Origin of the sequence: Zoogloea sp., assembly GCF_041911615.1 — a bacterium.
Classification (GTDB): Bacteria; Pseudomonadota; Gammaproteobacteria; order Burkholderiales; family Rhodocyclaceae; genus Zoogloea.
Genome location: NZ_JAYROR010000024.1, coordinates 1 through 18,165 on the forward strand (window position 1 = coordinate 1; position 18,165 = coordinate 18,165).

General features: G+C 67.1%; 17 protein-coding genes. 13 read left to right on the forward strand and 4 right to left on the reverse strand.

Annotated features, from left to right (window positions below; translation table 11 throughout):
* The 10 genes from ACE3P2_RS02880 to ACE3P2_RS02925 all read left to right on the forward strand — a co-directional run.
* Positions 1-610, forward strand: a 610-nt coding sequence (locus ACE3P2_RS02880; protein WP_374260773.1) for a phosphomethylpyrimidine synthase ThiC, incomplete at its 5' end; no start/stop codon positions are given.
* 310 nt (positions 611-920) lie between these two features.
* Positions 921-1,508, forward strand: coding sequence for a GspH/FimT family pseudopilin (locus ACE3P2_RS02885; RefSeq protein WP_374260776.1), 588 nt, complete (start codon positions 921-923; stop codon positions 1,506-1,508).
* A gap of 25 nt (positions 1,509-1,533) precedes the next feature.
* Complete coding sequence (gene pilV / locus ACE3P2_RS02890; protein WP_374260779.1) at positions 1,534-1,971, forward strand: type IV pilus modification protein PilV; 438 nt, start codon at positions 1,534-1,536, stop codon at positions 1,969-1,971.
* Positions 1,968-3,002, forward strand: a complete 1,035-nt coding sequence (locus tag ACE3P2_RS02895) for a PilW family protein (protein WP_374260781.1) — start codon at positions 1,968-1,970, stop codon at positions 3,000-3,002. Before pilV ends, ACE3P2_RS02895 begins: the two co-directional genes overlap by 4 nt.
* Entirely contained in the window at positions 2,999-3,502 is a 504-nt protein-coding gene (locus tag ACE3P2_RS02900) for a PilX N-terminal domain-containing pilus assembly protein (RefSeq protein WP_374260784.1), read from the forward strand. The genes ACE3P2_RS02895 and ACE3P2_RS02900 overlap by 4 nt, the downstream gene beginning before the upstream one ends.
* 15 nt (positions 3,503-3,517) lie before the next feature.
* Positions 3,518-6,952, forward strand: a complete 3,435-nt coding sequence (locus tag ACE3P2_RS02905) for a pilus assembly protein (protein ID WP_374260787.1) — start codon at positions 3,518-3,520, stop codon at positions 6,950-6,952.
* Between the two features lie 80 nt (positions 6,953-7,032).
* Complete coding sequence (locus tag ACE3P2_RS02910; RefSeq protein WP_374260790.1) at positions 7,033-7,467, forward strand: type IV pilin protein; 435 nt, start codon at positions 7,033-7,035, stop codon at positions 7,465-7,467.
* A gap of 117 nt (positions 7,468-7,584) precedes the next feature.
* Positions 7,585-7,968, forward strand: coding sequence for a DUF6394 family protein (locus tag ACE3P2_RS02915; RefSeq protein ID WP_374260791.1), 384 nt, complete (start codon positions 7,585-7,587; stop codon positions 7,966-7,968).
* A 4-nt stretch (positions 7,969-7,972) separates the two neighbouring features.
* On the forward strand, positions 7,973-9,682 hold the full coding sequence (locus ACE3P2_RS02920; protein WP_374260793.1) for a TrkA family potassium uptake protein: 1,710 nt from the start codon (positions 7,973-7,975) through the stop codon (positions 9,680-9,682).
* A gap of 54 nt (positions 9,683-9,736) precedes the next feature.
* Positions 9,737-10,105, forward strand: coding sequence for a hypothetical protein (locus ACE3P2_RS02925; RefSeq protein ID WP_374260796.1), 369 nt, complete (start codon positions 9,737-9,739; stop codon positions 10,103-10,105).
* Positions 10,106-10,145: 40 nt separating this feature from the next.
* Here ACE3P2_RS02925 and ACE3P2_RS02930 read toward each other — a convergent pair whose 3' ends face one another.
* From ACE3P2_RS02930 to purB, 4 genes are all read right to left on the reverse strand, one after another.
* On the reverse strand, positions 10,146-10,757 hold the full coding sequence (locus ACE3P2_RS02930; RefSeq protein WP_374260799.1) for a nitroreductase family protein: 612 nt from the start codon (positions 10,755-10,757) through the stop codon (positions 10,146-10,148).
* A 59-nt stretch (positions 10,758-10,816) separates the two neighbouring features.
* Positions 10,817-11,419 (reverse strand): TetR family transcriptional regulator C-terminal domain-containing protein, encoded by a 603-nt coding sequence (locus tag ACE3P2_RS02935; protein WP_374260802.1) that lies wholly within the window; start codon positions 11,417-11,419, stop codon positions 10,817-10,819.
* A 103-nt stretch (positions 11,420-11,522) separates the two neighbouring features.
* Entirely contained in the window at positions 11,523-11,840 is a 318-nt protein-coding gene (locus ACE3P2_RS02940; protein WP_374260805.1) for a DUF2322 family protein, read from the reverse strand.
* A gap of 15 nt (positions 11,841-11,855) precedes the next feature.
* Positions 11,856-13,223, reverse strand: coding sequence for an adenylosuccinate lyase (gene purB / locus ACE3P2_RS02945; RefSeq protein WP_374260808.1), 1,368 nt, complete (start codon positions 13,221-13,223; stop codon positions 11,856-11,858).
* 103 nt (positions 13,224-13,326) lie between these two features.
* Here purB and ACE3P2_RS02950 point away from each other — a divergent pair, with 103 nt between their 5' ends.
* The 3 genes from ACE3P2_RS02950 (at position 13,327) to ACE3P2_RS02960 (ending at position 18,163) form a co-directional block, all read left to right on the forward strand.
* Positions 13,327-13,857 (forward strand): TIGR00645 family protein, encoded by a 531-nt coding sequence (locus ACE3P2_RS02950; RefSeq protein ID WP_374260811.1) that lies wholly within the window; start codon positions 13,327-13,329, stop codon positions 13,855-13,857.
* A gap of 17 nt (positions 13,858-13,874) precedes the next feature.
* Complete coding sequence (locus tag ACE3P2_RS02955) at positions 13,875-15,410, forward strand: fumarate hydratase (RefSeq protein ID WP_374260814.1); 1,536 nt, start codon at positions 13,875-13,877, stop codon at positions 15,408-15,410.
* A gap of 209 nt (positions 15,411-15,619) precedes the next feature.
* The gene (locus ACE3P2_RS02960; protein ID WP_374260817.1) at positions 15,620-18,163 is read left to right on the forward strand and encodes an EAL domain-containing protein; all 2,544 of its coding nucleotides are present in this window, start codon (positions 15,620-15,622) and stop codon (positions 18,161-18,163) included.
* Positions 18,164-18,165: the final 2 nt, after the last annotated feature.

Consider the following 18,165-nt stretch of genomic DNA (forward strand, 5'->3'; position numbering starts at 1 on the left):
CGAAGGCCCGGGCCATGTGCCGATGCACAAGATCAAGGAGAACATGGACCTGCAGCTCAAGCACTGCAAGGAAGCCCCGTTCTACACCCTTGGCCCGCTGACCACCGACATCGCCCCTGGCTACGACCACATCACCAGCGGCATCGGCGCCGCGATGATCGGCTGGTACGGCACCGCGATGCTCTGCTACGTGACACCGAAGGAGCACCTCGGCCTGCCGGACAAGAATGATGTAAAGGAAGGCATCATCACCTACAAGCTGGCCGCCCACGCGGCCGACCTCGCCAAGGGCCACCCGGGCGCGCAGATCCGCGACAACGCGCTCAGCAAAGCCCGCTACGAGTTCCGCTGGGACGACCAGTTCAACCTCGGCCTCGACCCGGACAAGGCCAAGAGCTTCCACGACGAGACCCTGCCCAAGGAATCGGCCAAGGTCGCCCACTTCTGCTCCATGTGCGGCCCGCACTTCTGCTCCATGAAGATCACCCAGGACGTGCGCGACTTCGCCGCCGCCCAGGGCATCGCCGAGGCCGAGGCGCTGGAAAAAGGCATGGAAACCAAGGCCGTCGAGTTCGTGAAGGCCGGCGCGGAGATCTACCGGAAGGTGTAATCCGTCACACCCGCTTTCATCCGACGAACGGGCCGCGAGGCCCGTTCTTTTTTTCCATCTCACCCCATTGCGGGCGCACCCTTTACTCGCCCTCCGGCGCTTGCCGCGCCACGCCTGACTTCCGCCGGCCAGCCGCCCTGAAGGCTGTTTTTCCCTCGTTTTTGCCTCGCCTGCCATTCGTCGGGAGCCCCCTCGGAAGCGCACTTTTTTGTTTTCAGTTTTTCGCGTTTTTGTCGTTACCTGACTCAAACCGCGACCGGCCGACAAGCGTCCGGCACGGTCCGCAAAACCGACAAAACGCGAAAAGATCATGGACGGCAGGCACTCCCAACACGGCTTCACGCTGATCGAATTGCTGGTGACGCTCAGCGTCGTGGCGATTCTCGCCAGCATGGCGACGCCGTCGTTCAGCTCGCTGATCAACACCAACCGCCTCGCCAGTCAGGCCAACGATCTGGTCGGCGCGCTGATGCTCGCCCGCAGCGAGGCGATCCGCCTCAACCAGCGCGTGGTGTTCTGCCGCAGCGACGACGGCGCGACCTGCTCCACCGCCAGCGGTAACTGGGCGGGCTGGCTGATCTTCGTGGACGCCAACGGCAACGACACCCCGGACGCCAGCGAAACCCTGCGGATCGGCAGCCTCACCGGCGGCGTCACCACGGTGCAGAGCAGCCAGGCCATCGCCGGCCAGAACAACCGCATCCGGATCGGCTCCGACGGCTTCGCCCGCACCTCCGCCAGCTCCTCGTCGGCTCTGCTGCTCGCCAAGCTGTCGGTGTGCATCGCCACCACCACGCCGCCGAACAACACCCGCGAGATCCGCATCGTCGCCGGCGGGCGGCCGATGGTCTTCCCCGTCAACAACTCGGGCGCCTGCCCGACCCCCGGCAATTCCTGATCAACCCAACCAAGCGCTATCCGACATGAGACGTCATCAATCTTCGAAGCAGCAACAAGGCGTGGGCCTCATCGAAGTGCTCGTTTCCCTCGTCCTCCTCTCGTTCTGCCTGCTCGGCATGGCCGCGCTCCAGGCTTCGGCACTGCGCAACAACCAGAGCGCCCAGTCCCGCTCGATGGCGACGATCATGAGCGCCTCGATCAGCGAATCGATGCGCGCCAACATCACCGCCGCCAAGAACGGCGCCTACAACGTCAGCCCCTGCGCCACCAACACCAGCGACGCCCTGGCCGCCAGCGACGTGAACGCCTGGGCCCGATCGCTCAAGAGCGCCATCGGCCAGACCGCCTGTGGCGGCATCGCCTGCACCGCCGGCCTGTGCGACATCACCGTCCAGTGGGACGACTCCCGCGCCACCAGCGGCGTCACCTCCTACTCGATGACCACCCGGGTCCAGCTGTGAACATCCAACGCTCCCGTCCGACGGCGCGGCCCTCCCGGGCCAGGGGTCTCACGCTCGTCGAGTTGATGATCGCCCTCGTGCTGGGGATGATCCTGATCGGCGGCGTGCTGGTGGTGTTCCTGGGCAGCCAGCAGTCGTTCTCCACGTCGGACAACCTGTCCAAGATGCAGGACTCGGCGCGCATCGCCTTTTCGCTGATGGCCCAGGAAGTGCGCGAAGCCTCCAGCACCGGTTGCGGCAACGGCAGCCGCGCCGACAACGCCATCGCCAAGCGCAACGAGAGCATCCTCAACGCCGCCCAGTCCGCCAGCCCGGCCTGGTGGAGCGTGATGGGCAACGGCGTGCAGGGCTACGACGCCAACGTCGCCGCACCGGCGGTGAGCATCGGCACGGGTTTGGCCGCGCGCACCAGCACCACCGACGCGATCCAGCTCGCCGGCGCCTACGGCGCGAGCTACGGCATCGACGCTCACGACAACATCGGCAACCAGTTCACCCTCAACACCAGCACCCCGGGCATCGCCGCCAACGACGTGCTGATCGCCTGCGACTACAAGCAATCGACGATCTTCCGCTCCACCGGCCTCGCCACCAACAAGGTGAGCTACAGCGCCGGCGCCGCCACCAACGACAACTGCGGCACCGCCCTCGGCTACGACACCACCAACACCTGTTCGACGATCAGCTACAAGTACGACTCCCTGGTGTCGCGCCTGTCGCGCTTCAAGGCCAGCACCTGGTACGTCGGTACTGGCACCAACGGCCGGCCCTCGCTGTACCGCGTCTTCCTGAACGGCACCCCCGAGGAAATCGCCCCGGGCGTCAGCGACATGCAGATCACCTACCTGCAGATCGGCAACCCGATCTACGCCGACGCCGTCGATATCAGCGACTGGACCCAGGTCATCTCCGTGCGCATCACCCTGACCTTCGAAAGTCAGAGCGCCAACGTCTCGACGGCCACCACCGGCGACCGGCGCCTGACCACGGTGGCGACCGACACCATCATGCTCAGGAACCGGACCCCATGACCGCCCACCGCCAGGACCAGCAAGGCATGGTCCTCGTCGTCTCGCTGCTGATCCTGCTCATCATCACGCTGCTGGGCCTCTCGTCGATGCGCAGCGCGGGGCTCGAGGAACGCATGAGCGGCAACCAGTTCGACAAGAACTACACCTTCGAAGCCGCCGAAGCGGCCCTGCGCGAGGCCGAGGCCCTCGCCGCCACGCCGCTCACCTTCACCACCGTCTGCAACAACGGCCTGTGCCCGACCCCGGTCGCCGGCGCCAAGGACCGCTGGACCGACAGCAGCTTCACCGGCTGGCGCACGGCCACCAACCCCAACGCCGCCATCGTCACCGCCCAGTTCATCATCGAAGACATGGGCATGCAGCCGGTCGACGGCACCTGCCACCTGCAAAGCCCGATCGAGCCCACCTGCCTCGTTCCGATGTACCGCGTCACCGCCCGCGCCCAGGGCGCCAACGGCCGCGGCACGTCCGTCACCCTTCAATCCAATATCCGCCAATAAACCGGGGAGTCGGCCATGAGAAGCCAAGCCAGTCGCAAACCCAACCCGAAATTCAACTTCGCGCTCGCGCCCTGCGTGGTGGCCCTCGCCGCCCTGTGGCAACCGGCGTTTGCGACCCTCGACATTCCCACCGCACCGCTCCAGTCCGCCGCCGCCGTGCCCTCGAACATCCTGTTCGTGCTCGACGACTCGGGCAGCATGCAGTTCGAGATGATGCCGGACGACCTGACGATCTTCCCGGTGCCGGCGTACTCCAACACGCCGCTGGGCGTGTATCTGTTCCCGCCGCCCGCCACCACCAACGTCTACGGCTCAAACTTGATGTACGGCCGCGGCTACGCCTCGCTGATCCTGGTGCCGTCCTTCGACGACAACAACTTCCACAACTACTACAAGCGCTCGTCCGCCAACAACAGCGTCTTCTACGACCCGACGATCACTTACATCCCGTGGGTCAAGTACGACGGCAGCTCCTACGGCAACGCCAGCCCCACCGCGGCGCCCTTCAGCCCGGTCAATCCGACGCTGGCGACGATCAACCTCACCGCCCAGCAGACGCCCAGCACCATGACCTGGGTCACCGGCAACGCCCCCACCTCGCCGGCCACCGCCAGCACCACCCAGACCGCCCTCGACAACTACAGCACCTGCGGCGGCGGGGGCGGCCCCACCTGCGCCACCAGCTACTACCCGATCACCTTCTACGTGTACAAGGGCAGCGGCGACAAGACCCAGGCCAGCAACTACGTCAAGTACCAGATCCGCGGCACCACTGCCTACCAGCAGGATCTCGCCACCACCACCACGACCAACCCCACCTCCTTCAACTGGGGTACGGTCACCCGCACCGTGGCCGAGGAAACCCAGAACTTCGCCAACTGGTTCACCTACTACCGTTCGCGCGTGCTCGCCGCCAAGGCCGGCGCCAGCATCGCCTTCTCCAAGCTCGGCACCAACTACCGGGTCGGCTTCACCACCATCAACACCGCCAGCATCGGCGACCCGATCTCCACCTCCGGGGTGTTCGAGAACACCAACCGCCAGACCTGGTTCAACACCATGCTGGGTAGCCCCGTGCCCACCTCCGGCACGCCGCTCAAGGAAGCCCTCGACCGCGCCGGCCAGTACTTCTCGCGCACCGACAACGCCGGCCCCTACGGCCCGTCGCCGCAGCTATCGTGCCGCCGCAACTTCACGATCCTCACCACCGACGGCTACTACAACGCCGCCACCATTGCCGCCGTCGGCAACGAGGACGCCACCGCCGGCAGCACCATCACCGGCCCCAACTCCCAGACCTACCAGTTCGCCCCCGCCGCGCCCTACCAGGACAACTACAGCAACACCCTGGCCGACGTCGCCATGTACTACTGGAAGCGCGACCTGCGCAGCGATCTTTCCAACAACCTGCGCGCCACCACGACCAACCCGTCGTTCTGGCAGAACATGAGCACCTTCACCCTGTCGCTCGGGCCGCAGGGCACGCTGTCGCCCACCTCCGACCTCACCCGCCTGACCAGCGGGCTCATCAGCTGGCCCGACCCGCTCAGCGGCGACGCCCAGAAGATCGACGACCTCTGGCACGCCTCGGTGAATGGCCGCGGCAGCTTCGTCGCCGCCAAGAATCCGACGGAATTCTCGAACGGCCTGGTTTCCGCCCTCAACACCATCGGTGAAGCCGGCGGCGCCTGGAACATCGCCGTCACCGCCTACACCCTCGAGGTCGACGGCAAATCCTTCGTCACCCGCTACGACGGCACCTGGGGCGGCGACCTGTGGGCCGTCGGCTACAACAGCGCCGGGCAGATGAACGTCGGCTCCGACGGCACCCCGCAGCCGCTCTGGAAAGCCTCCCTCAACCTGCCCGCCCCCGCCTCGCGCAAGATCTTCACCTGGAAGGACAACGGCGGCGGCGGCGGCATCGTCTTCGACTACAGCAACCTCAGCTCCGCCAAGAAAAGCGCCCTCGGCAGCGCCACCGTGGTGGATTACCTGCGCGGCGTCACCTCCAACGAAGTGGCCAAGGGCGGCACCTACCGCAACCGCAGCTCGCTGATCGGCGACATCGCCAACCCCGGCCCGCTGTACATCAAGTCGTCCAACACCGTTTTCGCCGCCGCCAACGACGGCATGCTGCACGCCTTCGACGCCGCCACCGGGGTCGAGCAGTTCGCCTACATCCCAGGCAGCGTCAACTTCAACGACCTCAAGGCCCTCAGCAGCCCGACCTACACCCACAAGTACCTCAACGACGGCGAGCTGGTCGTCTCCGACCTGGCCGCCACCGGCAAGAACATCCTGGTGGGCAACCTCGGCCGTGGCGGCAAGGCGCTCTACGCCCTCGACGTGACCACCCCGGCCAGCTTCTCCACCAGCAACGTGCTGTGGGAATTCACCGACACCGACCTCGGCCAGACCCCCGGCAAGGCGATGATCGTCAAGCTCAACACCGGCGACTGGGCCGTCATCATCGGCAACGGCTACAACAGCGGCAACGAGCGGGCCGTGCTGTTCGTCATCAACCTCAACACCGGCGCGCTGATCAAGAAGATCGACACCGGCGTCGGCTCGTCGACCGCCACCAACGGCCTCACCACCCCGATCGGCTTCGACCAGAACGGCGACGGCAAGGTCGACTACGTCTACGTCGGCGACCTCCTGGGCAATTTCTGGAAGTTCGACATCTCCTCCAACCTCACCACCGCCTGGAGCGGCACGTCGTTGTTCGTCGCCAAGGACGGCAGCGGCAACACCCAGCCGATCACCGGCGCGATGTCGATCGCCATCGACCCGAAGACCAACAAGCGCTGGATCTTCGGTGGCACCGGGCGCTACCTCACCAACGCCGACGTCTCCAACACTGCCGTGCAGAGCTGGTACGGCATCATCGACGACGGGCGCAGCATCGTCGGCCGCTCGGCGCTGGCCCAGCGCACCATCAGCGACGCCACGCCCCAGGGCAGCTACATCACCCGCACCTTCTCGGCGGCCTCCGCCAACGACATGGTCGGCAAGCAGGGCTGGTACGCCGACCTGCTCACCGCCGGCGTCGCCAGCGGCGAGCGCATGGTGTCGCGCAGCCAGTACTCCGCCGGCATCCTGTACGCCAGCAGCCTCACCCCCAGCTCAGACGTGTGCGCCTCGGGCGGCAGCGGCTACCTCAACGCCATCGACGCCTTCAGCGGCGCCAGCCTGACGATCCCGTTCTTCGACATCAACAACGACGGCCTCTTCGACAACAACGACAAGAAGCTCGTCGGCGGCAAGCTGCTGCCCGCCGGCTCCGTCAAGACCGGCGGCATGATCGGCGAGATCACCATCAAGCGCACCGGCGACACCCGCTACACCATCCAGAGCTGCGACTCGACCGGCGCCTGCAAGAGCCAGCCGAACGTCAACCTGGGCAACCTGCGCGGCCGCATCTCCTGGCGCGAGATCCGCACCGAATGAGGCTGCGCCGGCCGGCGCCGGGCTCGCCCGGACGCCGGCCGGCCGCCCCGACGCCCATCCCATCTGAAGTGGATCTTTTCATGCATCTTCAAAAAATCAGGACCCAGGCCGGCCTCACCCTCATCGAACTGATGGTCGCCGTCGTCATCGTCGGCATCCTCACGACGATCGCCTACCCCAACTACGCCAGCTACATGGTCAAGACCAAGCGTTCCCAGGCCACCGCCTGCCTGCAGGAAGCCTCCCAGTACATGGAGCGCTTCTACACCACCAACCTGCGCTACGACCAGACCACCGCCGGCACCGCCGTCGCCCTGCCCAGCACCGGCTGCGTGCAGGACATGAGCGCCAATTACACCCTTGCCATCAACAGCGTCTCGGCCAACGCCTACGTGCTGAAGGTGACGCCCAAGGGCAACCAGGCCAGCGCCGACACCGCCTGCGGCACCCTCACCCTGGCCCAGAACGGCGCCCGCACCATCTCCGGCAGCGGCAGCGTGGCGGCCTGCTGGTAAGCCGGGCCCGGGGCGCGCGGCCGCCCCGGCGAGCGTGCAGCGCAGCATCGGCGGGCGACGCCAGCCTTATCCACAAGTGCTAGCATCTGCCTGTTCCGCCCACTCTGCGCCGCCGCCATGAACCTCGAGAAAGTCATCTTCGGATTCTTCATCGTCTTCGCCGCCACCCTCAACTTCGGGTTCTTCATCGGCGACATCGACAACCCGGTCCACCATGACATCTACGAGCTGTTCGCCGCGGTGGTGGTCAACCTGATCGCCACCGTGCTCAAGTTCGGCGACCGCACCCAGATCGGCGCCATCCACCTCGCCACCAGCCTCGTCGCCGACCTCCAGCTCCTTGCCGCCGCCATGGTGTGGGGCTACGCCGCCCACGTCGCCGGCACCGGCCTCACCGCCGCCACCATGTCGAGCATCGTCTCCCTGTCGGGCGGCGCCCTGTTCGCCAACGTGGTGTCGGTGGTGATCCTCATCGCCGAGACCATCATGCAGCGGCGCTGACGCCGTGAACAACACCCCCACCAGCACGATCTTCCTGGTCCTGCGGCGGCTGCGCACGCCGCTGATCGTGCTCATCGTGATCTTCGCGGTGTCGGTGCTCGGCCTCACCCTGATGCCCGGCCCACCCGACCCGACCACCGGTCAGACGGTCCGGCTCAGCTTCTTCCACGCGGTCTACTTCATCAGCTACACCGCCACCACCATCGGCTTCGGCGAAATCCCCTATGCCTTCTCCGAGCAGCAACGGCTGTGGGTCGTGGTGTGCATCTACCTGTCGGTGATCGGCTGGGCCTACACCCTCGGCACGGTGTTCGCGATGCTGCAGGACAAGAATTTCCTCAACGCCGTCGCGGTGCAGCGCTTCGCCCGCCAGGTGCGGCGCCTGCGCGAACCCTTCTTCCTGGTCTGCGGCTACGGCGAGACCGGCCGCCTGATCTGCCAGGCGCTCGACGAGCTGGGCTTTCGCGCGGTGGTCATGGAGCAGGACGAGAACAAGGTCGGCGATCTCGAACTGCAGAGCTACTCCGCCGACATGCCGGCCCTGTGCGCCGACGCCGGCAAACCCGACACCCTCACCTTCGCCGGCCTCACCAGCCCCTACTGCCGCGGCGTCATCGCCCTCACCAACGACGACGGCACCAACCTCGCGGTGGCCATCGCGGCGCGCCTGCTCGCCCCCTCGCTGCCCGCCCTGTGCCGCGCCGAACACGCCGACACGGTGGCCAACATGGCCTCTTTCGGCACCCGCCACATCATCAACCCCTTCGAAAAGTTCGGCGAATACATGGCCCTGGCGCTCCACTCGCCGGCCGCCTACCACCTGCTGCGGTGGCTCACCGGCCTGCCCGGCACCACCGTCGCCCGCCACCGCGAACCGCCCGCCGGCAAATGGGTGCTGTGCGGCTACGGCACCTTCGGCCGCGAGATGACCCAGGCCCTCGAAGGCGCCGGCCTGCCGGTGACGATCATCGACCGCGCCCCGCCCATCGACCCCACCCACACCTGGGTGCAGGGCGACGGCACCGGCGTCGCCGCGCTCGAAGCCGCCGGCATCGGCGAGGCGGTCGGCATCGTCGCCGCCACCGCCAGCGACGTGAACAACCTGTCCACGGTGGTCACCGCCCGCGAGCTCAACCCACGGCTGTTCACCGTGCTGCGCCAGAACCAGGTCTCCAACCGCGCACTGTTCGACGCCTTCGAATCGGATTTCTCGATGGTTCCCAGCGAGATCGTCGCCCACGAATGCCTGGCGATCCTCACCACCCCGCTGCTCTCGCCCTTCCTCGACGCGGTCCGCCACGCCGACGACGCCTGGGCCCGCGCCCGCCTCGACGAACTCACCCTCCGCTACGGCTGGGACGTACCGACGGTCTGGAGCGTCACCCTCAACATCGCCCAGGCGCCCTCGGTCTATCGGCTGCTGATGCGCAGCGGCGCCATCCGCCTGGGCGAGCTGTTGCGCGCCCCGGTCACCGACCGCCCCCCGCTGCAATGCACGCCGCTGCTCCTGCGACGTGGCGAGGCCGCGCCACTGCTGCTGCCGGGCGACGATCTGCCCCTGCGGCTGGGCGACCAGCTCCTGTTCGTCGGCAAGGAGCGCGCCCGCAAGGATCTGGGCCTGACCCTCTTCAACGGCCACACCCTCGACTTCGTGCTCACCGGTCGCGATGCGCCCAGCGGCCTGATCTGGGAAAAGCTCCGCGCCCGCGGCTGACCCACGGGGCGCCTCCCGGTCTTACAATGCGCATCCCGCTTCCCGGCCGCCCGCATGTCGCTCCGCCTCCTCACGCCCCTGCTCGCCTCGCCCCTCGCCCGCGGTGGCTTCGTGGCCGCCCTCGTCGTCGTGTTCATCCTCGCGATGATCCCGCTCTCGGCGGTACCGATGGTGGTCTCGTTCCAGGACAAGATCGAACATGCCCTCGCCTTCGCCGCGCTCATGCTGATGGGCTGGACCGGCTGGCCCACCCGCAGCGGGCGCATCGCCGCGGGCCTGCTGGCCTACGGCGTACTGATCGAACTGTGCCAGCACACCCTCACCACCAACCGCGTCGGCGACCCATGGGACGTGGTGGCCGACGCGGCCGGGATCGTCATCGGCGGCTGGGTCCTGCGCGCCACGACGACGCGCCCGGCGTAAGCCCGCGCCCGACGCCGGCGACGTCCGGGCGAGCCGCCGATCAGGCGGCGGCGAATCGGTCGCGCACGACGATCTCGTCCAGCGCCAGCGGACCGCTGCGCGGGTGCGCCGGCTGAACCGCCTTGCCGATGGCAACGAACATCGCGATCACGTGGTCGTCCGGCAGCTGGATCAGGCGGGCGACGGCGTCGAAGTCGAAGCCGTCCATCGGGCAGCTGTCGTAGCCGAGCTCCTGCGCCGCCAGCATCAAGGTCTGCGCGGCGATCCCGCAGGAGCGCATCGCCTCGTCGCGCTGGACCCCGTCGCGACCGCGGTAATAGCCGTCGAGCATCGGCAGGATGGCCTCCTGCACCGGCGCCGCCGCGTCGCGCCAATAGCGCTGCGGCGCTTTCTCCCAGGCCTTCAGGTCGGCGGTGACGACGACCAGCAGGGACGCGTCGGTCACCTGCGCCTGGCCCCAGGCCGCCTCGCGCAGTTGCTGGCGCAGGGCCGGGTCCTGGGCGAGGACGAAACGCCAGTTCTGGATGTTGAAGGCCGTCGGCGACAGCTTGACGAGCTGCAGCAGCGACTCGATTTCGTCCTCGCGAATGCGGTGCGTCGGGTCGAAGGCCTTGACGGCGCGGCGCTGGCGAATGGCTTCGGATACTTTCATCGTGATTCTCCTGGTGGGTTGATACATACAAACCGGTTGGTATGTAGTGCGATAAAAAATCAGTGCGCGGGGCGCAGGCTGGCGACGTAGGCGCGCAATTGCGCCATCGTCGCGCGGAAGGCCGCCGCCGACTGCAGGTTCTTCGACACGCTGGCCGCGCCTTCCCAGGCTGCCACGATGAACAGCGCGCAGGCCTCGCAATCCACGTCGGCGCGAATTTCCCCGGCGGCCTGTGCCCGCCGCAGCAGCGCCGCCACCTTGCGCTGCCAGCGCTCGAGGATGGCGGCGAGGTGGGCCCGGAAATCTTCGTCGAGGGCGCTCATCTCCTGCATCAGGTTGTTCAGCGGGCAGCCGAGACGAATCGCCGGCACGTCGGCCGAGCGGTTGCGTTCGAGCAGATCGAGCAAGGCCGACACCGACGGCTGCGGCCCGTCGTCGAGTGGGCGCACCACCCAGTCGTCGAGCAGCGGCGCAATGCGCTCGTCGATGACCGCCAGGCCGAGCGTCTTCTTGCTGGGAAAGTGATGGTAAAAGGCGCCCTTGGTGAGCCCCGTCACCGCCAGGATGTTGGCGACGCCCGCCGCCCGGAAACCCTCGCGGTGGATTTCGGCGAAGGCGGCGTCGAGGATGCGGGCGCGGGTGAGATCGGGCTGGCGGCTCATGGTGGCCGAATTACATACCGTGCGGTCGGTACGTGTCAACGGGGGCGCGCCCAAAGAAAAAGGCTGCCCGCAGGCAGCCTTCGTCATGTCGCGCGACGACCGCTCAGGCCGCGAACACGTGCTTCACCCGCAGCGTCTCGCCCCGTTCGACCAGCCCGATCAGGCGGTCGATGTTGGGGTGCTTGCCCGGGTTGAGGCGCGCGTCCTCGCTGTGTTCGGCGTAAATCTCGATGCCCTGGGTGGCGGCCTCGGGGGTGATCGCGCCGTGGATCTGCGCGAGGTGGTTGTACACCGCCAGCGAGCCGGCCTGGCCGGGTTTGTTCTCGATGGTGGCCACCACGTCGCCGGTGGTGTTGATGAGCTGGATCGACGCCAGGTGCGAAACACCCGGCAGGGTCTTGAGCTTGTCGGCAAAAGCCATTCGGTTCTCCTCGTCTCAGATGCGCTTGGCGAGCTCGGCGGCCTTGCCGATGTAGCTGCCCGGGGTCATCTCGAGCAGGCGGGCCTTCTCGGCTTCGGGGATCGCCAGGGTGCCGATGAACTGCTGCAGCGCCTCCTTGGTGATGCCCTTGCCGCGGGTCAGCTCCTTGAGCTGCTCGTAGGGGTTGGGCACGGCGTAGCGGCGCATGACGGTCTGGATCGGCTCGGCGAGCACTTCCCAGCAGGCGTCGAGGTCGGCGGCCAGACGGGCCGGATCGGCTTCCAGCTTGCCCAGGCCGCGCAGGCAGGAATCGTAGGCCAGCACGGCGTAGCCGAAGGCGACGCCCATGTTGCGCAGCACGGTGGAGTCGGTCAGGTCGCGCTGCATACGGGACACCGGCAGCTTGTCGGCCAGGTGGCGCAGCACGCTGTTGGCGAGGCCGAGGTTGCCTTCGGCGTTCTCGAAGTCGATCGGGTTGACCTTGTGCGGCATGGTGGACGAGCCGATCTCGCCGGCCTTCAGCTTCTGCTTGAAGTAGCCCAGGGAGATGTACATCCAGATGTCGCGGCACACGTCCAGCACGATGGTGTTGGCGCGGGCGGTGGCGTCGTAGAGCTCGGCCATCGCGTCGTGGGGCTCGATCTGGATGGTGTAGGGGTTGAACGCGAGGCCCAGGGATTCGATGAAGCGGCCGTTGAAGGCTTCCCAGTCGAACTCGGGGTAGGCCGACAGGTGGGCGTTGTAGTTGCCCACGGCGCCGTTGAACTTGGCGGTCAGCTCGACACCGGCGATCGCCTTGCGGGTGCGGCGCAGGCGATACACCACGTTGGCCATTTCCTTGCCGAGGGTGGTCGGGCTGGCGGGCTGGCCGTGCGTGCGGGAGAGCATCGGCAGCTCGGCGTGCTGGTGGGCCAGCTCGACGAGACGGGCGATGATCTTGTCCAGGGACGGCAGCAGCACGCCGTCGCGGCCGTCGCGCAGCATCAGCGCGTGGGAGACGTTGTTGATGTCTTCGGAGGTGCAGCCGAAGTGGATGAACTCGGTGACGCGGGTGACTTCGGGGTTGTGGCCCAAGCGCTGCTTGAGCCAGTACTCCATCGCCTTCACGTCGTGGTTGGTGGTCGCCTCGATGGCCTTCACGGCTTCGCCGTCGGCGACCGAGAAGTTGGCGATCACGCCGTCGAGTTCGGCGACGGTGGCGGCGGAGAACGGCGCGATCTCGGCCAGTTCAGGGGCGGCGGCCAGCGCCTTGAGCCACTCGATCTCGACCTTGACGCGGTTGCGGATCAGGCCGAACTCGGAAAAGTGCTCGCGCAGCGCGGAAACCTTGGATTCGTAGCGGCCGTCCAGCGGCGACAGCGCGGTGATGGGTTGCAGGTTCATGCGAAAGGCCCTTGAGGCGAAAAAGCAGAGTTCTCCATTTTAACGCCTTGGAGGGCCGTTCGCCGATGATAAAATCCGGGCTCCCCAACTGCTGCGCCAAACCATGAGAAAAGGTCCTCAAGCCCTCGAGAACTTCATCTTCTGGAGCCGCTGGCTCCAGGCTCCGCTGTACCTCGGCCTGATCGTCGCCCAAGGCATCTACGTCTGGCTGTTCATGGCCGAACTGGGCCATCTGGTCACCTCGGTGTTCGAATCCGGCGGCCACATCAGCGAAACCGAAACCATGCTGGTCGTCCTCGGCCTGATCGACGTGGTGATGATCGCCAACCTGCTGATCATGGTCATCATCGGCGGCTACGAGACCTTCGTGTCGCGGCTCGACCTCGAAGACCACCCGGACCAGCCCGAGTGGCTGTCCCACGTGAACGCCGGCGTGCTGAAGATCAAGCTGTCCACCGCGATCATCGGCATCTCGTCGATCCACCTGCTCAAGACCTTCATCAACGCCGGCAACCTGCCCGAGCACACGATCATGTGGCAGGTCATCATCCATCTCGTGTTCCTGGTCTCGGCCCTTGCCATGGCGATGGTCGACAAGATCATGAACCAGACCGTTCTGCTGTCCAAACACTAAAAGAGGGAGCCTCACCCATGACCGCCATCAAGCAGGAAGACCTGATCCAGTCCGTCGCGGACGCCTTCCAGTACATCAGCTACTACCACCCGCTCGATTACATCAAGGCGCTGGGCGAAGCCTACGAGCGCGAGGAATCCCCCGCCGCCAAGGACGCCATCGCCCAGATCCTGACCAACTCGCGCATGGCTGCCGAAGGCCACCGCCCGATCTGTCAGGACACCGGTATCGGCATGGTCTTCATCAAGGTCGGCATGAACGTCACCTGGCCCGACGCCACCATGAGCGTCCAGCAGATGATCGACGAGGGCGTCCGTCGCGCCTACGCCAACCCGGACAACCCCCTGCGCGCCTCGGTGCTGGCCGACCCGGCCGGCGCCCGCAAGAACACCAAGGACAACACCCCGGCGGTGGTCCACTTCGAGATCGTCCCGGGCGACCACGTCGAAGTCATCTGCGCGGCCAAGGGTGGCGGCTCCGAAGCCAAGTCCAAGTTCGCGATGCTCAACCCCTCCGACGACCTGGTGGACTGGGTTCTGCACAAGATCCCCGAAATGGGCGCTGGCTGGTGTCCGCCGGGCATCATCGGCATCGGCATCGGCGGCACGCCCGAAAAGGCCATGCTGCTGGCCAAGGAATCGATCATGGCCCCGGTGGACATCCACGAACTGAAGGCCAAGGCCGCCGCCGGCGCCAAGCTCACCCGCGCCGAAGAACTGCGCCTCGAGCTGATGGAAAAGATCAACGCGCTGGGCGTCGGCGCCCAGGGCCTGGGCGGCCTCACCACCGTGCTCGACGTGAAGGTGCTCGACTACCCCTGTCACGCCGCCAACCTGCCGGTCGCGCTGGTGCCCAACTGCGCCGCCACCCGCCACTGCCACTTCCACCTGGACGGCTCCGGCCCCGCGAAGATCGAGCCGCCCAAGCTCGAGGACTGGCCCGCCGTCACCTGGACGCCGGACCTCAAATCGGCCACCCGCGTCGACCTGAACACCCTCACCAAGGAACAGGTCGCCGCCTGGAAGCCGGGTCAGAAGCTGCTCCTCAACGGCAAGATGCTCACCGGCCGCGACGCCGCCCACAAGCGCATCGCCGACATGCTGGCCAAGGGCGAGAAGCTGCCGGTCGATTTCACCAACCGCGTGATCTACTACGTCGGCCCGGTGGACCCGGTGCGCGACGAGGTCGTCGGCCCCGCCGGCCCCACCACCGCCACCCGGATGGACAAGTTCACCCGCACCATGCTCGAAAAGACCGGCCTGATCTCGATGATCGGCAAGTCCGAGCGCGGCCCCGTGGCCATCGAGGCGATCAAGGACAACCAGTCCGCCTACCTGATGGCCGTCGGCGGCGCCGCCTACCTGGTGGCCAAGGCCATCAAGTCGGCCAAGGTCGTCGGCTTTGCCGACCTGGGCATGGAAGCCATCTACGAGTTCGACGTGCAGGACATGCCCGTCACCGTGGCGGTCGACTCCTCCGGCACCAGCGTGCACAACACCGGCCCGAAGGAATGGCAGGCCAAGATCGGCAAGATCCCGGTCACCGTCGCCTGATCGTCGCCTCACCCCGAAAAACCCGACATCCGTGTCGGGTTTTTTTTGGCATCCCGCCGATCAAGCTTCAATCCCGACCGGGCCGCGCCGTTAAACTTCGCAAGTGCCCACCCTCCGGACGTGGCCGCGCGGCGCGCGGGCCACGGCGCAAGCTGCCCGTGCCGGATTTTCGTCTGCCATGCCGCTCCACCTTGCCGATGGCCGCTGATGTGACACTCGCCCCCTCGCCGGAAAACCGCCGCGCCTTGTGGCGCGCCCTGCTGTGGCCGGGCATCCTGGCCATGCTGTACGTCCTCGTCGGCGTCATCGCCCGGGTGGACATCGGCCTGTCCCGCTACCTGCCGCTGCACTCGGCGATGGAGACCGGCGCCATCGTCGTCGCCATGCTGGTTTTCGGCATCGCCTGGAACGCCTACTCCGACGCCCGCCCCGGCAACGTGGTGCTGCTCGGCGTGGTGCTGCTGGGCACCGCCATGCTCGATTTCGGCCACATGCTGGGCTACCGCGGGATGCCCGACTTCATCACCCCCGCCAGCCCCCAGAAAGCCATCTCGTTCTGGCTCGCGGCGCGCCTGCTGGTGGCCGTGGGTCTGCTCGCGGCGGCGCTGCGCCCGTGGCAGCCGATGCTGCGTCCGCGCGCCCGCTACGGGCTGGTCAGCCTCGTGCTCGCCTACGTCGCCGCCTGCTACGGGCTCGAACTGCTGATGCCCGCGCAGTTGCCGGCCTTCTTCATCCCCGGCTCGGGCCTGACCGAACTCAAGATCGCCACCGAATACAGCCTCGCCGCGATCTACGGCCTCGCCGCCCTGGGCTTCGCCCGCCAGACCTGGCGCGGCGCCCGCTTCAACGCCGCCGACCTGGTTTCCGCCGCGCTGATCGCAATGCTCTCCGAGCTGTGCTTCACCCGCTACGCCTCGGTCAGCGACATCTACAACTTCGTCGGCCACCTCTACAAGATCATCTCCTACGGCTACATCTACCGCGCCGTGTTCGTGGACAGCGTGCGCCAGCCCTTCAATGCGCTGCAGCACTCGCTGGCCAAGGAAAAGCGCTGGGCCGCCGAGCAGCACTCCCTCGTGCGCACCCTCGACATGCTCGAGGAAGCCGTCGTCGAGCTCCAGCCCGACGGCCGCATCCTCAACGCCAACAGCGGCTGGTGGCTGCTCGCCGCCACCGCGCCGGGGAATTATCCGCTGGCCGACTCGGTTCACCCCGAAGACCAGGACGCCTTCCAGCGTTGCCTCGACAACCTCCGGAACGGCCACAAGGACGAGTTTCACGGCCGCTTCCGCTTCATCGCCGGCGCCACCCACGAGCGCTGGATGGAATGCCGCTTCGTCGCCGAGCAGGACGAACGGCGACGGGTCGTCGGCATGCGCGGCGTACTGCGCGACATCACCAAGACCTACCTGCAGGAACGCCACATCGCCCACATGGCCCTGCACGACGCCCTCACCGGCCTGCCCAACCGGGTGCTCCTCGAGGATCGCATCTGCAAGGCGATCCAGCTCGCCCGCCGCACCCAGGACCGCGTCGCGGTGTGCTTCATCGACCTCGACCACTTCAAGAACATCAACGACGCCTACGGTCACAAGGCCGGCGACAGCCTGCTGCTGAGCATGGCCAAGGCCCTCGAAGCCTGCCTGCGCGACGGCGACACCGTGGCCCGCTGGGGCGGCGACGAATTCGTCGCGCTGCTGCCGGGCCTGGCCAGCCTGGAGGACACCCGGCAGGTCGCCCGCAAACTGCAGAAGGTCATGCAGCAGCGCTACGACCTGGGCGGCCAGCCGATCAACGCCACCTTCAGCATGGGCATCGCCCTGTTCCCGGACGACGGCGACAGCGTGGACACCCTCCTCGCCCACGCCGACCGGGCCATGTTCTACGCCAAGTCCCAGGGGCGGAACAACTTTCAGCTGTTCAACGAGATGTCCGCCAAGGGCCTCGGCAAGAAAGAGCTCTACATCCAGTCGCGCCTCGCCCAGGCGATCCGCGACGGCGTCATCGACGCCTGGTTTCAGCCCCAGGTGCGCACCCTCGCCGACCCGGACGGCCGGCACCGGCTGGTCGGCATCGAAGCCCTGGCCCGCTGGCACGACCCCGACCTGGGCTGGATCTCGCCCGCCACCTTCATCCCGATGGCCGAAAGCCAGGGCCTGATCGCCGACCTCGGCCAGCTCGTGCGCTCGCGGGCGCTGGACCGCTTCCAGGACTGGCGAGCGCGCCGGCCCGACCTGCACCTGTCGCTCAACGTTTCCAAGCGCCAGCTCTTCGCCGCCGATTTCGTCTCCACCCTGATCGAGGACGTGGCGCGCCACGGCATTCCACCCGCTGCAGTGATCCTCGAAGTCACCGAATCGGTCGCGCTGATGGAAGTCGAATTCGCCGAGGAGCGCCTGCGCCAGCTCGTCGCCGCCGGCTTCACCCTCTCCATCGACGACTTCGGCACCGGCTACGCCTCGCTCTCCCAGCTCCACGAACTGCCGGTGAGCGAGCTGAAGATCGACATCTCCTTCGTCCAGCGCGCCCACACCGCCGATGGCCAGCGCATCCTGCAGGCGATCGTCCAGCTCGCCCGCGCCCTCGGCCTGCGCACCGTCGCCGAAGGCGTCGAGAACGCCGCCACCGCCGATCTGCTGCGCGACCTCGAAGTGGACGTCCTGCAGGGCTACCACTTCGGCCGCCCGCTGCCCGCCCATGAGTTCGATGCGCTGCCGCTGTTTGCCGCGCCCCCCCTCGCCACCGTGCACTGAGC

Coding starts and splice junctions, on each gene's coding strand:
- ACE3P2_RS02885 (WP_374260776.1), top strand. CDS start 921: ATGGACGGCAGGCACTCCCAACACGGCTTCACGCTGATCGAATTGCTG.
- pilV (WP_374260779.1), top strand. CDS start 1,534: ATGAGACGTCATCAATCTTCGAAGCAGCAACAAGGCGTGGGCCTCATC.
- ACE3P2_RS02900 (WP_374260784.1), top strand. CDS start 2,999: ATGACCGCCCACCGCCAGGACCAGCAAGGCATGGTCCTCGTCGTCTCG.
- ACE3P2_RS02905 (WP_374260787.1), top strand. CDS start 3,518: ATGAGAAGCCAAGCCAGTCGCAAACCCAACCCGAAATTCAACTTCGCG.
- ACE3P2_RS02910 (WP_374260790.1), top strand. CDS start 7,033: ATGCATCTTCAAAAAATCAGGACCCAGGCCGGCCTCACCCTCATCGAA.
- ACE3P2_RS02915 (WP_374260791.1), top strand. CDS start 7,585: ATGAACCTCGAGAAAGTCATCTTCGGATTCTTCATCGTCTTCGCCGCC.
- ACE3P2_RS02925 (WP_374260796.1), top strand. CDS start 9,737: ATGTCGCTCCGCCTCCTCACGCCCCTGCTCGCCTCGCCCCTCGCCCGC.
- ACE3P2_RS02930 (WP_374260799.1), bottom strand. CDS start 10,757: ATGAAAGTATCCGAAGCCATTCGCCAGCGCCGCGCCGTCAAGGCCTTC.
- ACE3P2_RS02935 (WP_374260802.1), bottom strand. CDS start 11,419: ATGAGCCGCCAGCCCGATCTCACCCGCGCCCGCATCCTCGACGCCGCC.
- ACE3P2_RS02940 (WP_374260805.1), bottom strand. CDS start 11,840: ATGGCTTTTGCCGACAAGCTCAAGACCCTGCCGGGTGTTTCGCACCTG.
- purB (WP_374260808.1), bottom strand. CDS start 13,223: ATGAACCTGCAACCCATCACCGCGCTGTCGCCGCTGGACGGCCGCTAC.
- ACE3P2_RS02950 (WP_374260811.1), top strand. CDS start 13,327: ATGAGAAAAGGTCCTCAAGCCCTCGAGAACTTCATCTTCTGGAGCCGC.
- ACE3P2_RS02955 (WP_374260814.1), top strand. CDS start 13,875: ATGACCGCCATCAAGCAGGAAGACCTGATCCAGTCCGTCGCGGACGCC.